The 16,434-nt window shown below is 56.4% G+C and carries 20 protein-coding genes; 17 read left to right on the forward strand and 3 right to left on the reverse strand.

What is annotated here, in order from left to right:
- Positions 1-98 precede the first annotated feature (98 nt).
- From rlmB to ccmI, 15 genes are all read left to right on the forward strand, one after another.
- Complete coding sequence (gene rlmB, locus METAL_RS04975; protein ID WP_005370216.1) at positions 99-842, forward strand: 23S rRNA (guanosine(2251)-2'-O)-methyltransferase RlmB; 744 nt, start codon at positions 99-101, stop codon at positions 840-842.
- Positions 839-1,459: a cytochrome c biogenesis heme-transporting ATPase CcmA gene (gene ccmA / locus METAL_RS04980; protein ID WP_005370217.1), complete on the forward strand. Its 621-nt coding sequence runs from the start codon at positions 839-841 to the stop codon at positions 1,457-1,459. The genes rlmB and ccmA overlap by 4 nt, the downstream gene beginning before the upstream one ends.
- Positions 1,459-2,133, forward strand: a complete 675-nt coding sequence (ccmB, locus tag METAL_RS04985; protein ID WP_005370218.1) for a heme exporter protein CcmB — start codon at positions 1,459-1,461, stop codon at positions 2,131-2,133. The genes ccmA and ccmB overlap by 1 nt, the downstream gene beginning before the upstream one ends.
- A 49-nt stretch (positions 2,134-2,182) precedes the next feature.
- Positions 2,183-3,076, forward strand: a complete 894-nt coding sequence (locus METAL_RS04990; RefSeq protein ID WP_005370219.1) for a hypothetical protein — start codon at positions 2,183-2,185, stop codon at positions 3,074-3,076.
- Between the two features lie 84 nt (positions 3,077-3,160).
- On the forward strand, positions 3,161-3,925 hold the full coding sequence (locus METAL_RS04995) for a heme ABC transporter permease (RefSeq protein WP_005370220.1): 765 nt from the start codon (positions 3,161-3,163) through the stop codon (positions 3,923-3,925).
- Positions 3,922-4,086: a heme exporter protein CcmD gene (gene ccmD / locus METAL_RS05000; protein ID WP_005370222.1), complete on the forward strand. Its 165-nt coding sequence runs from the start codon at positions 3,922-3,924 to the stop codon at positions 4,084-4,086. Before METAL_RS04995 ends, ccmD begins: the two co-directional genes overlap by 4 nt.
- A complete protein-coding gene (gene ccmE / locus METAL_RS05005; protein ID WP_005370224.1) occupies positions 4,083-4,526 on the forward strand; it encodes a cytochrome c maturation protein CcmE in 444 nt (147 codons plus the stop codon). The genes ccmD and ccmE overlap by 4 nt, the downstream gene beginning before the upstream one ends.
- A 20-nt stretch (positions 4,527-4,546) precedes the next feature.
- Complete coding sequence (locus tag METAL_RS05010) at positions 4,547-4,819, forward strand: hypothetical protein (protein ID WP_005370225.1); 273 nt, start codon at positions 4,547-4,549, stop codon at positions 4,817-4,819.
- Entirely contained in the window at positions 4,812-5,042 is a 231-nt protein-coding gene (locus tag METAL_RS05015) for a DUF2283 domain-containing protein (RefSeq protein ID WP_005370227.1), read from the forward strand. The genes METAL_RS05010 and METAL_RS05015 overlap by 8 nt, the downstream gene beginning before the upstream one ends.
- Positions 5,043-5,070: 28 nt before the next feature.
- Positions 5,071-7,026, forward strand: coding sequence for a heme lyase CcmF/NrfE family subunit (locus METAL_RS05020; RefSeq protein ID WP_005370229.1), 1,956 nt, complete (start codon positions 5,071-5,073; stop codon positions 7,024-7,026).
- A 24-nt stretch (positions 7,027-7,050) separates the two neighbouring features.
- A complete protein-coding gene (gene vapB, locus METAL_RS05025; protein WP_005370234.1) occupies positions 7,051-7,269 on the forward strand; it encodes a type II toxin-antitoxin system VapB family antitoxin in 219 nt (72 codons plus the stop codon).
- Positions 7,266-7,649, forward strand: a complete 384-nt coding sequence (locus METAL_RS05030) for a type II toxin-antitoxin system VapC family toxin (protein ID WP_005370235.1) — start codon at positions 7,266-7,268, stop codon at positions 7,647-7,649. Before vapB ends, METAL_RS05030 begins: the two co-directional genes overlap by 4 nt.
- Positions 7,650-7,680: 31 nt before the next feature.
- Complete coding sequence (locus METAL_RS05035; RefSeq protein WP_005370236.1) at positions 7,681-8,208, forward strand: DsbE family thiol:disulfide interchange protein; 528 nt, start codon at positions 7,681-7,683, stop codon at positions 8,206-8,208.
- On the forward strand, positions 8,205-8,663 hold the full coding sequence (locus METAL_RS05040; RefSeq protein ID WP_005370237.1) for a cytochrome c-type biogenesis protein: 459 nt from the start codon (positions 8,205-8,207) through the stop codon (positions 8,661-8,663). The genes METAL_RS05035 and METAL_RS05040 overlap by 4 nt, the downstream gene beginning before the upstream one ends.
- A complete protein-coding gene (gene ccmI / locus METAL_RS05045; RefSeq protein WP_005370241.1) occupies positions 8,660-9,889 on the forward strand; it encodes a c-type cytochrome biogenesis protein CcmI in 1,230 nt (409 codons plus the stop codon). Before METAL_RS05040 ends, ccmI begins: the two co-directional genes overlap by 4 nt.
- Positions 9,890-10,219: 330 nt before the next feature.
- On the opposite strand, the gene METAL_RS05050 is transcribed toward ccmI, so the two are convergent.
- Both METAL_RS05050 and METAL_RS05055 read right to left on the reverse strand, forming a co-directional pair.
- A complete protein-coding gene (locus tag METAL_RS05050; RefSeq protein WP_005370243.1) occupies positions 10,220-11,308 on the reverse strand; it encodes a hypothetical protein in 1,089 nt (362 codons plus the stop codon).
- 503 nt (positions 11,309-11,811) lie between these two features.
- Complete coding sequence (locus METAL_RS05055; protein ID WP_213069460.1) at positions 11,812-13,770, reverse strand: diguanylate cyclase domain-containing protein; 1,959 nt, start codon at positions 13,768-13,770, stop codon at positions 11,812-11,814.
- Between the two features lie 208 nt (positions 13,771-13,978).
- Here METAL_RS05055 and METAL_RS20495 point away from each other — a divergent pair, with 208 nt between their 5' ends.
- Together METAL_RS20495 and METAL_RS05065 are read left to right on the forward strand one after the other, a co-directional pair.
- Positions 13,979-14,149 carry a hypothetical protein gene (locus METAL_RS20495; RefSeq protein WP_157203429.1) on the forward strand — a complete coding sequence of 57 codons (171 nt, stop codon included), beginning with the start codon at positions 13,979-13,981 and terminating at the stop codon, positions 14,147-14,149.
- A 213-nt stretch (positions 14,150-14,362) separates the two neighbouring features.
- Positions 14,363-15,400 carry an MJ1255/VC2487 family glycosyltransferase gene (locus METAL_RS05065; RefSeq protein ID WP_005370248.1) on the forward strand — a complete coding sequence of 346 codons (1,038 nt, stop codon included), beginning with the start codon at positions 14,363-14,365 and terminating at the stop codon, positions 15,398-15,400.
- A 119-nt stretch (positions 15,401-15,519) separates the two neighbouring features.
- Here METAL_RS05065 and METAL_RS05070 read toward each other — a convergent pair whose 3' ends face one another.
- Entirely contained in the window at positions 15,520-16,194 is a 675-nt protein-coding gene (locus METAL_RS05070) for a transaldolase family protein (protein ID WP_005370250.1), read from the reverse strand.
- Positions 16,195-16,434: the final 240 nt, after the last annotated feature.

The raw sequence follows: 16,434 nt of genomic DNA on the forward strand, positions 1-16,434 counted from the left end.
GAGAGTAATGCAGGGAAGCAATTGCCGAGTGCGTACCTTTCCAGCCTTTGACCCTTTAATCATTGAAAAGGTACGCACAGCGTACCCTACGCGACTTGATGAAATTAAGCAAAATCTTCGGCCTGCATGCCGTGCAGTCGGCTTTACAGTATTCGCCGGACAAAATCACCCAGGCCTGGATCGACGGGCAACGGCAGGACCAGCGACTGGCGCGGGCGCTCGGCGAACTGGAAGCGCTCGGCATCCGGCCCGAGAAAACCGACCGCAAGCGGCTCGACCGCTTCGCCGAAGGCGGGCAGCATCAGGGTATCGTGGTCGAAGTCGAATTGCCGGGCGAACTGCCGGAGCATGAATTGAAGAATGCGGTGCAGAATCTCGGTGCGCCGGCGCTGTTCCTGGTTCTCGACCAGGTGCAGGACCCGCACAATCTCGGCGCCTGCCTGCGCACCGCCGACGCCGCCGGCGTGCACGGCGTGATCGTCGCCAAGGACAATGCGGCCGGGATTACCCCGACCGTCTGCAAGGTGGCGAGCGGCGCGGCCGAAACGGTGCCGGTCTATCAGGTGACCAATCTGGCCCGCACGCTGCGCTGGCTGAAGGAACAGGGCATCTGGGTGTTCGGCGCGGCCGGCGATACCGCGCAGAGCGCCTATCGATCCGATTTCACCGTACCGATGGCGCTGGTGGTCGGCGCGGAAGGCAAGGGGCTCCGGCGCTTGACCCAGGAAGCCTGCGACCTGCTGGTCGCGCTGCCGATGCGGGGCAGCGTCGAAAGCCTGAATCTGTCGGTCGCGACCGGGGTGCTGTTGTACGAAGTGCTGCGTCAGCGGATGCAGGGATGACGGCAAAACCGGTCACGCTGACGGGCGAACGGCTGAGCTGTATCCGCGACGACCGCGTGCTGTTCGAAGCGCTCAGTTTTACCTTGACTGAAGGGCAAGTTTTATTGCTCGAAGGCAAGAACGGCAGCGGCAAGACCTCGCTGCTCAGGATTTTGTGCGGTTTTCGCGAGGCCGATGCGGGCCGCGTGCTGTGGTGCGGCGAAGAAATCGACGACAGTCGTTATTATGCGGACATGGCCTATGTCGGCCATCTGGACGGGATCAAGAAGGAACTGACCGTGCTCGAAAATCTGGCCGTGTCGCTGGCGCTGGGACGTCCGGGGTATTTTTCGATCGGCGAGGCGCTGGAGAAGGTGCGTCTGGCGGGCTATGACGATGTGCCGGCGCAAAGTCTGTCCGCCGGACAGAAACGGCGGCTGTCGCTGGCGCGCCTGTTGATCACCCACAATCCGTTGTGGATTCTGGACGAACCGTTCACTTCACTCGACAAGGCCGGCATCGCGCTGATCGAATCGTTGATGCGCGAGCATTGCGCCGCCGGCGGGATGATCGTTTTGACTTCGCACCATGACATCGACCTGCACGATGCGCTCGTGCAGCGCATTCATTTATCCTGATGACTCTATCCCGAGCTTTTCTGGCGATCATCCGCCGCGACCTGGTGCTGGCGTTCCGACGGCGCGCGGAGATGATCAATCCGCTGCTGTTTTTCATCCTGGTGATTACGCTGTTCCCGCTCGGCATCGGCGCGCAGCCGAACCTGCTGCAGGCGATCGCGCCGGGCGTGATCTGGGTCGCGGCATTGCTCGCGGCGATGCTGTCGCTGGACAGTTTGTTCCGCTCCGATTTCGACGACGGCTCGCTCGAACAGATGCTGCTCAGCCCGTACCCGGCCTCGTTGCTGGTGCTGGCGAAAGTGATCGCGCACTGGTTGGTGACGGGGCTGCCGCTATTATTGGTCGCGCCGCTGCTGGCGGTGTTTTTGGGCCTGCCGACCCAAGCGCTCGGCGTGCTGCTGCTGACTTTGCTGCTCGGCACGCCGGTGCTGAGCCTGATCGGTGCGATCGGGGTCGCGTTGACGGTAGGACTTCGGCGCGGAGGGATGATTCTGTCGCTGCTGGTGTTGCCGCTCTATGTGCCGGTGTTGATCTTCGCCGGCAATGCGGTGCAGATGGCCGCCGGCGGCTTGCCCGTCGATGCGCAGATCGGCATATTGACCTCGATGCTGCTGCTGGCGCTGGTGCTGGCGCCCTGGCCGGCCGCGGCGGCATTAAAGATGAGTATTAATTAGCAGTATCCCGTAAAATGAAATTCCTACCATCAATCTAGAGCACAAGGATATGGGTTCAGTGAAGTACCGTTCCGTTTTTTCACCCGCAACTCGGCAGGAAAGAAAAGAAAATTTCGATGATTATTGGCAGTTTAGCCAGCATCACGGCGGTGAATTGTTCGAGCAGGATAGAGATTTGGCCAGAAAACGGGCCCGGCTTGAACATTTTCAGGACAATCCCGTCAAATTGCGCAAGCCGCTGGCCGATCCGGATGCGTTTTACCGCAATTATGTCGATATGCGGGACGACCCCTGGTCGCTGGATCGCAGGACTTTGATGCTGACCGGTATTTATAAATTCGCCCGGCATGAATGGGTCGGCATCAAGGGGGCGTGGGATGTAGTGCCCGATATGGCCAATTCCCATACGGTCGAGGATAAAATCAGCCGCGTGCATCTGGCCGAAGAATTTTGCCATGTCCGTCTTTTTGACGAAATGCTGCGTACTTGCGGGCTGGACCGGGTGGAATGGGTGCCTTTGAGCCCTTTTAAAGAAAGGGTTTACGAGCTGTTTCCGAAACTCCCCGGTTTCTTAATGGACACGCCCGCGTTTGTCACCGAATTGATGGGCGTGACTTTTTATTGCCATTTGAATCGCCTATTCGACGACGTATTGGCCGACGAGCCTGAAGTCCGCGATCGTTTAAAGGATCTGCTGGATGAGATTACCATAGACGAAATCGCGCATGTCGGGCAGCGCAGGAATTTTATCGGTCCGATAGGCGTGAAAATATCGAAGCGCTTGGTCAGGCCGTTCTATACGATGTTTTTTAGAGATATTCCCGAAATAGGCCGGTTGTTTGATGTCTCTCAGATGATTAAAGACGGCGAGTCTTTCGATTATAATGGCATATCCGCTCACCTGATCGAGCGCAGTTGGGTGCCTTCGTATTGTAAACTATGAAACCGGGCACGAATCACGAAGCGCAAGCCGAGAATCCGGTTTGTGCTTTGGCTGTGATCTCTTTGCCTTGAGTCTTTTTCCTGTATGTTTCTGATTCCCGATTCATTCGTCCGATTTTTTCACCGCATGGCCTCACCGCCGCATTTCTATGCGCTGACCGAGCGCCTGATGCCCTGGCTGACGGCCCTTTTCGTTCTGCTGGCCGCATCCGGCCTGTACGGCGGTTTGTATCTCGCGCCGCCGGATTACCAGCAGGGCGACAGTTACCGGATCATCTATATCCATGTGCCGAGCGCGTGGATGTCTTTGTTCATTTATACCGTAATGGCCGCGGCCGGCGCGATCGGCCTGGTCTGGCGGATCAAGCTGGCCGAGGTGGTCGCTATCAGCAGCGCGCCGGTCGGTGCCGGTTTTACCTTTATCGCCCTGGTGACCGGCTCGTTGTGGGGCAAGCCGATGTGGGGGACCTGGTGGGTCTGGGACGCGCGGCTGACTTCCGAACTGATCCTGCTGTTCCTGTATCTCGGCGTGATCGGGCTGTATGGGGCGATCGACGACAAGCGCGTCGCTTCCAAGGCCGTTGCGATTCTGGCGCTGGTCGGCGTGGTCAATATTCCGATCATCCATTATTCGGTCGAATGGTGGAATACGCTGCATCAGGGACCGACGGTCACCAAGCTGGACAAGCCGTCGATCCATGTCAGCATGTTGATCCCGCTGCTGTTGATGGCGCTGGCGTTCAAGGCGTATTACCTGATCGCGATGCTGCAGCGGGCGCGCGTTGAAGTCTTGCAGCGCGAAAGGTCCGCGCAGTGGGTACGGAACAAATTTTTTGGAACGGCGTCATGAGTTTGCAAGAATTTTTCGCGATGGGAGGCTATGCCTTTTATGTCTGGGCCGCTTACGGGATTACTCTGGCGGTGCTCGCCGCCAATATCCTGATCCCGGTGATGCAGCGCAAACAATGGCTGCGCCGGCAACTGTCAAAGCACAAACGGAAGGAAGGATGAACCCCGCCAGAAAACAGCGATTGCTGCTGATCGGCCTGATGGTCGTCGGCATCGGCGCGGCGACATTTTTCGCGCTGAAATCATTCAACGACAATCTGATGTATTTTTTCTCGACGACCGACGTGGTAGCCGGCAAGGCGCCCAAAGACGCCTTGTTCCGCCTGGGCGGGATGGTGGTCAAAGGCTCGGTGTCGCGGCCCGGCGACGGCATGACGGTTCGATTCACGCTGACCGATTTCAGCAAGGAAGTGCCGGTCGAATATACCGGCATTCTGCCCGACCTGTTCCGGGAAGGGCAGGGCATCGTTGCGCACGGCAAGTTGAACGGGCAGGGTGTTTTTGTGGCTGAGGAAGTGCTGGCCAAGCATGATGAGAATTACATGCCGCCGGAAGTGAAAGCGAGCCTGAAAAATCAGGAAATACCTAGTGAAAATAAATAAAACATATCGGAAAAATTCCGATGAAAACGTGTGTTTTTACCGATTATCTGCAGTATAGGGCGGAGCTGCGCGGCTTCGATTTAACTCGGATTGAGCATATCCTTCGTTATTCGTCCGAACGGTATTTCGATACCGAAACACAACGCCCGATTGTGGTAGGTGAACAGGGTGACAAGCTGGTCATGATTCCTTATGAAGAAAATGAAGCTGAAATCATCCCTATTACGATCCATGCAACGACGCGGCAGCAGATAAAATTCAGATTGACAACGGGTAGGCTGACTTATGAATAATCCCAAAATGACCTATTTTCCAGAGCAGGACGTAATCCATTTGGCAATGACCGATGAAGAAGAGGCCGGAAGCATGGAGTTAAGCCCTCATATCACGGCCGAACTAAATGCCGAGGGCGAACTGATCGGTATCGAAATCCTGAAAGCTAGCGTATTTTTAAGAGACTTTATTCTTGAGAGCACTCAAGCCAAGTTGATGCAAATGCGTAAACTGGCCGGTTAAATAATCAACCAAAAAAAGGTCGACTCTCATGATACCCGAAATAGGACACCTCGCGCTGATCATGGCCCTGTGCATGGCGATCGTGCTGGCCACTTTGCCGATCTTCGGCTCCGCTCGCGCGATCGCCGGCTGGATCGGCGTCGCCAGGCCGGCCGCTTATGCGCAGCTTCTGTTCATGGCGATTGCGTTCGGCTGCCTGACGGCGAGCTTCATCAGCCACGATTTTTCGGTCGCCTATGTCGCGACCAATTCGAATACGGCACTGCCGACGCTGTATCTGATCTCGGGCGTCTGGGGCGCGCATGAAGGTTCGCTGTTGCTGTGGGCGCTGGTGCTGGCGTGCTGGACCGGGCTGGTCGCGGGCTTCAGCAGGAGCATTCCCGAGGCGACCGTGGCGCGCGTGCTCGGCGTGATGGGGCTGGTGTCGATCGGCTTTTTGCTGTTTCTGCTGTTGACCTCCAATCCGTTCGAACGCCTGTTTCCCGCGCCGGCCGAAGGCCGCGATCTGAATCCACTGTTACAGGACCCCGGCCTCGCGATCCATCCGCCGATGTTATACATGGGCTATGTCGGCTTTTCGGTTGCGTTCGCATTCGCGATCGCGGCCCTGCTCGAAGGCCGGCTCGATGCGGCCTGGGCGCGCTGGTCCCGGCCCTGGACCAGCATCGCCTGGATGTTTCTGACCATCGGGATCGCGCTCGGCAGTTGGTGGGCCTATTACGAGCTGGGCTGGGGCGGCTGGTGGTTCTGGGACCCGGTCGAAAACGCTTCGTTCATGCCCTGGCTGGTCGGCACGGCGCTGATCCACTCATTGGCCGCGACCGAAAAACGCGGCGTGTTCAAGACCTGGACCGTGCTATTGGCGATCTTCTCCTTTTCGCTGAGCCTGCTCGGTACTTTCCTGGTCCGCTCGGGCGTATTGACCTCGGTGCATGCGTTCGCGAGCGACCCGGCGCGCGGACTGTTCATTCTGGTGTTCCTCGGGATCGTAGTCGGCGGCTCCTTATTGCTTTATGCGGTCCGGGCGCCGGCCGTCAGAAGCAGCGCGACCTTCGAATGGGTTTCGCGCGAGTCGGTGATTCTGTTGAACAACATCCTTTTGGTCGTGACCGCGGCCAGTATTCTGCTCGGCACGCTCTATCCGCTGGTGATCGACGCGTTGGGCCTCGGCAAGATTTCGGTCGGGCCGCCGTATTTCAACGCGGTGTTCATCCCGTTGACCGCGCCGCTCGCGATCGCGGTCGGCCTCGGCATGCTGTTGCGCTGGAAGCGCGACCTCTTCGGCGAACTGGCCGTGCGGGTGCGCTGGATTGCGCTGGCCTGCCTCGCGCTGGGTTTGTCGTTGCCGCTGGCGATGCCGTTTTATTCGTGGGCAGCCGCGTTGGGGCTCAGCCTCGCGTTCTGGACGCTGGCGAGTACCGGTCTGTCCTTTTACGACCGGATGGGCGCGAAAGGTTTTTCCTGGGAGCGGCTCAAAGGCATTCCTTCAGGGTTTTACGGGATGACGCTCGCGCATGCCGGGATTGCGGTCTTCGTGGTCGGGATTACGCTGACCTCGGCCTACAGCGTCGAAAAAGACGTCAGGATGGCGCCGGGCGAGGCGCTCGACCTGTCCGGCTACAGCTTCCGCTTTCACGGAATCAAAGAGACGCAGGGCCCCAATTATATCGCCGATCAGGCGTTCGTGACGGTTGACTACAAGGGCGAACGGGTCGCCGAAATGGAGCCGCAAAAACGGATTTATCGGGTGCAGAAAATGCCGATGACCGAAGCCGCGATCGACGCGGGCCTGTTCCGCGACTTGTTCGTCGCGATCGGCGAGCCGCTCGGCAACCAGGGCGCCTGGAGCCTTCGGATTTATTACAAATCGTTCATCCGCTGGATCTGGCTCGGCGCGATCTTCATGGCGGCTGGAGGATTTTTGGCTGCGCTCGACCGGCGCTACCGGATTGCCAAAAAGTCGAGCGGAGCTAACTATGTGTAAATTTCCTAAGGTGCAGATACAGGTATGAACCAGGAACAGATAATAGCTTCAAAAATTCAGCAAATCGAATCGGAAAACTTGAAACACGAGCTGTTATTTTTCTTGGATTATTTGCTTGCCAAACAGTTTTCCGAGCAAAAAATGAATAAAAGGCTGCCCAAATTTGGCTGCGCTAAAGGATCGTTCAAGATGGCTGACGATTTTGACGAACCCCTTGAAGATCTCAATGGCTATATGCAATGAATTTATTGCTGGATACCCATACGCTGATCTGGTTGTTGGAGGGGGATGGGAATCTGAGTGTTTCAGCCAGGAAGCAGATTGAAAATCCGGACAATACCAACTTCATAAGTATTGCCACTTTTTGGGAAATCGCGATAAAACTAAGTTTGAATAAGCTTGTTATGAAAATCTCGATTTCTCAGTTAAAACGATTGGTTTGGGAGAATGGTCTGGAGGTGTTGCCTATTGCCATCGAGGATACCTTACTTGTGAGCCAGCTACCTTTTCATCATAGAGACCCATTCGATAGATTGCTGGCGGCCCAAGCGATGAATCAAAATATGTCTCTGGTCAGCAGAGACCGGGCCATGTCGCTTTATGATGTGAAAGTCATCTGGTGATGCTTACATTTACTCTAGTCAACCTTCTGTAATGTTAAAATACCTGATTCCTTTAGCCATCTTCATCGTACTGGGCGTGTTTCTCGCGATTGGGCTGAAGCTGAACCCGACCGAGATTCCGTCGCCGTTCATCGGAAAACCGGCGCCGGCGTTCAGCGCACCCCGACTCGACAGTCCGGAGCAACAACTGGCGCCTGCGGATTTGCAAGGCAAGGTCTGGCTGTTCAACGTCTGGGCGTCCTGGTGCACCTCCTGCCGGGCCGAGCATCCGGTGCTGAACGAGCTGGCCAAGCAGCAGGCGGCACCGATCATCGGACTGAACTACAAGGATGCGCGGGAAGATGCGCTGAGCTGGCTGAACCGGCTTGGCAACCCTTATGAAATGAGCGTGGTCGATCCGGAAGGCCGGATCGGCATCGATTACGGCGTCTACGGCGTCCCGGAAACCTTCGTGATCGACAAGAAGGGCGTGATCCGCCATAAACTCACGGGGCCGGTGACGCCCGAAACCGTTCAACAAACCCTGCTTCCCCTGATCGCCAAACTGCAAGCCGAATGAAACCGATTACGCTGATTTTTCTTTTGTTGTTGGCCGGCGCAGGTTTCGCCGGCGTCGAATACCGGGAGTTTACGACCCCCGAGCAGCAGGAAGCCTACGAGTCGCTGACTTCGGAGCTGCGCTGCCTGGTCTGCCAGAATCAGACGATCGCCGATTCGAACGCGGACCTGGCCGCGGACCTGCGCCGGCAGGTCTACGAAATGCTGCAAAAAGGCCAATCCAAAGACGAAATCCTGCGCTTCATGACCGAACGCTACGGCGATTTCGTGCTGTACAATCCGCCGTTCAAGAGCAAGACCGTGCTGCTCTGGTTCGGGCCGGTGCTGTTTTTTCTGATCGGCGTGGTCTTCGTGATCCTGCTGATCCGCCGCAAACGGACCCGTCCCTCCAAGGCGCTCAGCGACGACGAGCGGCAAAAGATTCGCCGTCTGCTCGATGAAGGAGACCGCTCTTGAACCTGGTATTTTTTCTGATTGCGGGCGTTTTTATGCTGGCCGCTTTTGCGTTTGTGCTGCCGCCGTTATGGCGTGCGCGGGAGTTGCAGCCGTCCGATCTCGATCACCGCAACATCGAAATCGCCCGCAGCCGCCTGGCCGAATTGAAAAGCAATCTGCGCGCCGGTGGAATCACTCGGGCGCAATTCGACGAGCAGGCCGCCGAGCTGGAGCTTGCGCTGAGCGACGATCTTTCGATCGAAAGCCGGGTCAAAGCGGCGCATGGCCGTGGCCGCTGGATGGCGTACGTGGTTGCCCTGGCCGTTCCGTTGCTGGCCGGGTCGCTGTATTTTTCGCTCGGGCGCTTCGATGTGGTCGGACATGGCGAGGAACTAGCCAAGGCCGCGCCGGACGGGATGCCGACAGCCGCCGACATCGAAAAAATGGTCGCCGGTCTTGCCGAAAAGATGAAGGCGAATCCCGACAATGCCGAAGGCTGGCTGATGCTCGGCAAGTCTTACAAATACCTGGAGCAATATCCGAAAGCCGCCGATGCGTTCGCGAATGCCTACCGGCTGCTCGGCGACAAGCCCGAGGTGATGCTGCTGTACGCCGACGCGCTCGCCTTCGCGGCGGACAAAAATCTGGCTGGTAAGCCGTCCGAACTGATCTTCAAGGCGCTGGAGCTCGAACCCGAAAACCCGAACGGCCTTTGGCTGGCGGGTCTCTCCAAAGTTCAGCAGGGCGACCCCAAGGCCGCGGCTGTGCTGTGGCGCAAGCTCGAATCCTTGCTGCCGGAAGGTTCCGAACCGCGCAAGGAAATGCAGAACATCATCGCCGGCCTGCCCGGCCAGGCGCAAGCCGCGGCCGGCGAGCCGAAGACGCCGCCGGCCACCGTCCCGGCCAAATCGATTACGGTCGAGGTCGGCCTGGCTCCCGAGCTCCGGTCGTCCGCGAGTCCGGACGATACGGTCTTCATCTACGCCCAGGCTCCGTCCGGCCCCAAAATGCCGCTCGCGATCGTACGCAAGCAGGTCTCCGACCTGCCTCTGAAGGTTACGCTCGACGATTCGACGGCGATGATGCCGGCAATGAAATTATCGAATTTCGGCGAAGTGAAACTGCTGGCGCGCATCTCCAAATCCGGGCAGGCCGTCGCGCAGCCGGGGGATTTGATCGGAACGGTCGAAAATGCGGCGATGCCCGGACGGAGCGAGTATAAAATTCTTATCAATCAGCAGATGTGAGGGTGGGGTACGCCGTGCGTACCTTTAGAGCATTTTCGTTTTGGGTTTATGTTCATAAGCCATGCCGCTAAGTTAAGGGAAACTCGTCATTCCGGCAGAGCCTGCCCCGGTCAGGGATTGAGATGACTGCCCTCGTAGGGTGCGCTGTGCGTACCTTTCGACATGGATGGTACGCACAGCGTACCCTACGGGGCTGGACTTAACGGCAGGGTACCCTTCAGAAGGTGAGGACTTCCCTACGCGCGATATGAAGATGCTTTAATACATCCATGTCATCTCGCCCATTTTCGCGCGCCGGGACCGGTTCAGCGCGCCGATTTTTTGCGGGGACTACGGCGCCTGGGGAGGCAAGGCGATGCAAAGGCGTCGCTGGGCGCGGTTGTTTTCGAAAAGCGTTACCCGATGGATGATGTCCTCGGCGCTGCTTTTTCCGATCGGACCCGCCGCGACTCGGCCGGTTGCCGCGCTGACCAGATGTACATAAGTTTTGTGCGGACCACCCGCCAGACGGGAATTGATCAGCAGTTCGGTGGTGTCCGGTTCGTCCTCTTTTTGGGGCGCCGTGCTGCCCGGGTTACAGGTTCCGAAAAAAATCAGGCCATTTTTTGTCAGCAGCGAATCCAGCGATTTGGTAAAAGCAAAGAATCTTTCGGAAGAAATGTCGGCGGAATTCTTTTGCTGGAATAACGGCTCCCGGCAGGTGCGTTCGCAAATATCGAGCCGGTAGGGTTTGAGCCTTGCCGGGCTGTTGGCCAGCTTGTCCGGTCCGCAGTAGCGCTCGAAGCAGCTTTGGTCCAGAGGCTGCAGCCGCATTTCCAGATTTTTCAATTGCTGAAAGATGTCGCTCGACTTCATCGACTTGAAATGATCCAGGTTGGAAGCGATGTAGTCGCTGAATACGCGGTTTTTTGTGAGTCCGTAAGTGACCTCCATTCTGTTCAACAGGCCCGGCTGCGCTTCGGAAAGCTGAACCAGTTCGCCTTTGTCTCCGTTGATCCGATGTTTTTGCCGGAATACCGCATTTTTCATCACCGGCCCGTCGAAACCGCCGTGGCTGATGAAGATGATCCGGTCGAAAGGCGGCGATTCCAGAGCCAATCGTTCGACCTGCGGGTAATAATCGGACCAGTTCCAGATATCGTGCAGTATTTGCACTTCCGAGTTGAAGCGGTTCTTGTAGAAAGTTTTCAAAACGCGCGCGGGTTGTTCGGGCCAGCGGGGAGATTCTTTGGCGTCCGGATCCCTGCTCAGCAAGGGAATCAGCAGTACCCGCTTAGGCGACTCGTGTAGTTTCAAGTCGGTCAATTTGCCCTGAAAGGCGCGGCACGACTTGGAATGGTATGGGTCGGCGTAAACATCGGCCGAGCCGGCAGCAAACAGCAAGACCGTCAGCAATGGCATGTTCAGGATGTTTTTCATGATGAGGTCCGGCAAGCATATGGGAAATCGGATGCTTTAGCGAGGAATAGGTAGAAAACGCCATGCCGAGCTGCAAGTTCGTCCATAATCAACTTCTTCCATTGGTTGGCGCCATAAGCCGGCGGAAAATAGGTCCAGAAATCGGTATGCATTGCCGAGGATGCTACAAACTCGGGATTGGGTCGATAATAACTTCCTTCCTGGTTCCTACGCAAAGCGTCACTGCCATTAAGTTAAGGGAAAGCTCGTCATTCCGGCAGGGATTGCCGGAATCCAGTTGCCAAGGATGGCAAGCTTTAATACATCCCTGTACTCTGGATCCCTGCCGGGGATGACGGCTTAACTTAATGGCAGTGACGTAAAGCATAGGAACGATCGGGCGGCATTCCGGGAAGTTATTTTTTGCCACTTCCTGGAGACCATTTTAATCTCAAAAAGCTCCTGCTGAATGTGTCTTCCCTTGTATGTTCTTTTGAAATAGCGATGCGGAAGAAATTTTCCGCCTATGCCTCAAACGAATAGCCAAGCCTTTTTTGTTTGGCATGGTACATGCTGGCATCGGCGTAGCGCAGCAAAGCATCACAGTTGTCTGCGTTGCGGGGATAAAGGGCGATGCCGATGCTGACGCCGAGGCGGACCGCTTCTCCATTGTAGGAGATCGGTTCGTGCATGATTTCGACGATCTTTTTCGCGACGGATGCGCAGGCTTGCTCGTCGCAGTCCGGCAGCAGCAGCGCGAATTCGTCGCCGCCGAAGCGTGCGGCGGTATCGGTATCGCGCAGGGTGGCCATCAGCTTTTTCGCGACTTCCTTTAACGCATGGTCGCCCGCGGCATGTCCCAATCTGTCGTTCAACGATTTAAAGCCGTCCAGATCCAGATAATGCACTGCAAAAGGCATCCGGTTGCGATTTGCCATCGCGAGCGACTGTTGCAGGCGTTCGATGAACAGCCGCCGGTTGGCGAGGCCGGTCAATTCGTCATGAAAGGATAGCCAGATCAGGCGTTCGTCTTCCTGCCTGCGTTTGGTGATTTCGAAAACCAGGCAGTCGACGCCGATACAGTTGCCGAATTCGTCATAAACCGGCTCGCTGGTGATTTCCAGCCAATGCCGTTCGTCGCCGCTATCGTAGACTTCAAGCGCGAAGGGAGCGCAGGGTATGCCTTGGCGGTTCAGTTCGAACAGGTTGTTGACGCTGAGGTTTTCGGGATTGTCGGTAATGTAATGTTGAAATCCGGCAATGAATTCGTCGGGCCGGTGGCCCAGCATCTGGGTGACGGAAGGGCTGACGTAGGTGATTTTGCCCTTTTTGTCGCATTGAAAGAAAAAATAGTTTTTACTCTGATTTTCGATCAAATTGCGAAAGCGGATATCGTAGTTTTGCAGATCGGTCGCGCGTTTCAGCAGCATCCGTTCAAAATCGCCCGGCAACTGCGGATTCGGTGGGGGGATGCGTGCCGGTTCGTCCTGACGGGGCGGCGGCGAGGCACGGCGAAGATGGCGCCGGACGCGCAGGCTCCATATCCAGACATAGCCGATAACGAATAAAAACAAGAACGGCGATATCGTTTCCTGCAGGCCGTTTTCGGCCAGTGGCGATTCTTCCGATAGGGCGGGCACGGCGTTTTTCTCGACGACAACGGAGACCTCGGGAGGCGGAGGCACCCACTTGAAATAGATCGCATTCATTTCCGCTTCGCTCAGCACGTCCAGCCCTTTTTGCAAAATGCCGGCCAATATCGGCCAGTCTCCGCGCACGGCAATGCTTTCATCGGCAGTATGGCGCTCGTAAAAGCCGGCGAATTTGATGCCGGTCAATGGGTGCTTGGCTTGAAGATAATTGGCGGTAGCCACGAAAGTGATGCAGGCATCCGCTTTTTGCGCGCCGACCGATTGCAGGCATTCCAGCATCGATCCGACGGGATGGGGTTTGATCGAGGGATGTTTTTTTCTGATGCCCTCCGAAAATTGATAGCCTTTGGTATAGGCGACGGTTCTGCCGGCAAGGTCATCGGGCGTTTTGATTTCGGCATCCGATTCCCTGGTAATGAGCGCCAATGATTTGGTCAGATAGGGATGGGTGAAATTAAACCAGAGCCTGCGTTCGGGGCGGTCGACCATCGTCGCGACGACGTCCGCGCGATGTTCTGCGGCGGCCCTGTAAAGCTGGTTCCATGATTTCCGGGGAAACGGTTCGAAGCGGATGTCCAGTTTCCGGCTCAGCTCATCGAAAATGTCGACCGCGATGCCGTTGAAGCGCCCGTCCGAATCGGCAAAACTGTAAGGCGGCAGGGAGTCGTCGAAAGCGACCCGGATTTTTTTATGGCGCGCGAGCCACGCTTTTTCTTTTGCGGTCAGTTCTATCGAAAGAGGCGCCGTGGCTTGACTGCGCCACATCATTTCGGTGGTGCTGTCTGCCAACGCGCAGTTCACCAGCAGGCACAAAGCAATCATGGGGGGCATTTTCAGGATATACGGGTTGAGTCGGGGAGACGCGCGATTAAATGCGTTATTTCGGAGGCATGCATCATGGTTCGAAATATTCGAGCTTCCGATTGAGTTCCATCGGTCATTAGACGGTGCGCCGGTCCTGACGTTCAATGTAGAGGACGGCGACGCTTTTTTAACGCGTAGCCTCGTTCCGGCAATGCTGTAGAGAATAGAAACAAACATGCGGCAAAAAATTGATCTCGGTCAAAAAATCGTCAATGTTCCAAAATTTGAAACGAAGGCAGACCAAGCTTTTTTACGGGTTCCCGGCATCTGCATGAAGCCGCGTTCCCTGATTGATCTCGACTGCGCACCGTCGATCCTTTGCTTTGGCTGGTATTTCAGCACATAGACGGCCCAATTGCCAGTTTTTAAACCGCCTCCGGGTTTCATCGAACCGTCACGGAACCGTTAACGTTTTGTCACAAACGCTTGCTATTTTATCCGTTGTATCTGTCGGGAACGAGCCAGAAGAAAGGCATGATTTTTCGGACAAGTCGAGCAAGCCCGATGTCTGTATCGGAACGGCCGGCCTGTTCGGCCGCAAAAGGAAAAATAACTTCGGATGAAAATATTTTACGGTGTGCAGGGCACAGGCAACGGCCACATTACGCGGGCTCGCGAAATGGCCAAAGCCTTCGCGGAAGCGGGCGTCGAGGTGACTTATTTGTTCAGCGGCCGGGAGGCGTCCCGCTATTTCGACATGGAGATCTTCAACGCTTACCAAGTCAGGAAAGGGCTGACTTTTCACACCCGGAACGGCGATGTCAGCTATCTGAAGACCGCGTTCGAAACGCATCCGATCCATTTCGTCAGAGACATCAAGACGCTCGATTTCAGCGATTACGATCTGGTGCTCTCCGATTTCGAGCCGGTCACTGCCTGGGCCGGCCGGTTCAGCAACAAAAAAGTCCTCGGCATCGGGCATCAATATGCGTTCAATTATCCTATACCGCGGGAAGGCGGGGATTTCATCGCCGAAAAGGTGATGAAATATTTTGCGCCGACGCGACAGCATATCGGCCTGCACTGGCATCATTTCGGCCAGCCGATCCTGCCGCCGATCATTGCAGTACATGAGCCGCCCGAGCGATCCATACCGAACAAAATCGTCGTATACCTGCCGTTCGAGGACCCGCAGGACGTGATCAGGATGCTGAGGCCGTTCAGGGAGCATGATTTTTTCGTCTACATGCCCGTACGCCTGGTTTCCCCTGCCGAGCATATCAAAATCCGGCCCTTATCGCGCGAAGGTTTTCAAAACGATCTGGCAGACTGCGCCGGCATCCTCAGCAATGCCGGTTTCGAACTGGTCAGCGAGGCGCTGCAGCTCGGCAAGAAAATCATGGTCAAGCCGCTGCATTCGCAGATGGAGCAGATTTCAAATGCCGCGGCGCTGAAACAGCTCGGCTACGGACGGATCATGAACGAACTCGATTCGAAGGCGCTCGCGCGCTGGCTGGAAAATCCGCACCGGATCCGGGTCACTTACCCGAACGTCGCTAAAATTCTGGTACGCTGGATATGGGAGGGAATGCCGTTCATCGATGACGATTTTGTCGAGAAATCCTGGAGCGAGGTGAATGTTTTGCATTTTAATTAACCTGAGCCCGTGATAACGAAAAGCCGGGAGAGCGCCTCCTTTTTCGCGTAAGATGCTGTTTTAACGATAGCGGCGTCAAAGACGGCAGTTTGGGGAGGAATGAATCTTTTGACGAAATTCTAACTTTCAAACGAGAGTTTCCGTCCAAAGACCGCTTGCCAGTCTTGAGTAAAGCGATTCACCGCCGGTTGCACGGCCGGATGCGCAAACAGTTCGGCCGCGATGCCGGGCGGCAGCGTGATCGCGCCGACGCCGGCCTTCAACACTTCCAGCACCTGCTGCGTATTCTTGAAGCTGGCCGGCAGCAGCTTGCCGACGAGCCGGTGCCGGTCGAGCAGCGACTGCAAATCGGCGACGACGCCCGTGCCGTTCGCACCCATCGCATCGATCCGGTTCACATAAGGCGCCAGATAATCGGCGCCGCACAAGGCGGCCAGAAATCCCTGCTGGACGCTGTAGATCGCGGTCGCCAGGACCGGGATGTTGCGCGTTTTCATCCGTTTGATCGCGATGAGCCCGATCTCGGTCACCGGCACCTTTACGACGATCCGATAAGGCAGTTCCTGGAGGTGTAAGGCTTCCCGGACCATCGCGTCCGCGTCTTCGCCGACGACCTGCACATGAATCACCGCCTTGTCTCCCAGGATTTCGGCGACTTTCGGCAGCAATTCGGCCAGCCCGATGCCCGAACCGGCCAGAATGGAAGGATTGGTCGTAATGCCGTGCACCGGCAGGCAGGCAGCGAAGCGCGAGATTTGTCCAAGGTCGGCGGTATCGAGATATAACTCAAACATCAAAATGTCCTGATCGAAATAAACGGAATTTTAACGGAGCGGCGAGCTTCGGCAAAGCCTGTTTCGATGACTCGATCTGGCTGTGCGAGAGTTGGCATCCCGAGCCTCGCTGGTATATTGTCCCAGTATATGGTCAATGCCGTTAAGTTAAGATATTGCGTAGGCCGGATAAGCGAAGCGCATCCGGCAATTGCGTGGTGGATGCGCTTCGCTTATCCATCCTACGAGCTGGTATATTGT

Source organism: Methylomicrobium album BG8, assembly GCF_000214275.2.
GTDB lineage: Bacteria > Pseudomonadota > Gammaproteobacteria > Methylococcales > Methylomonadaceae > Methylomicrobium > Methylomicrobium agile.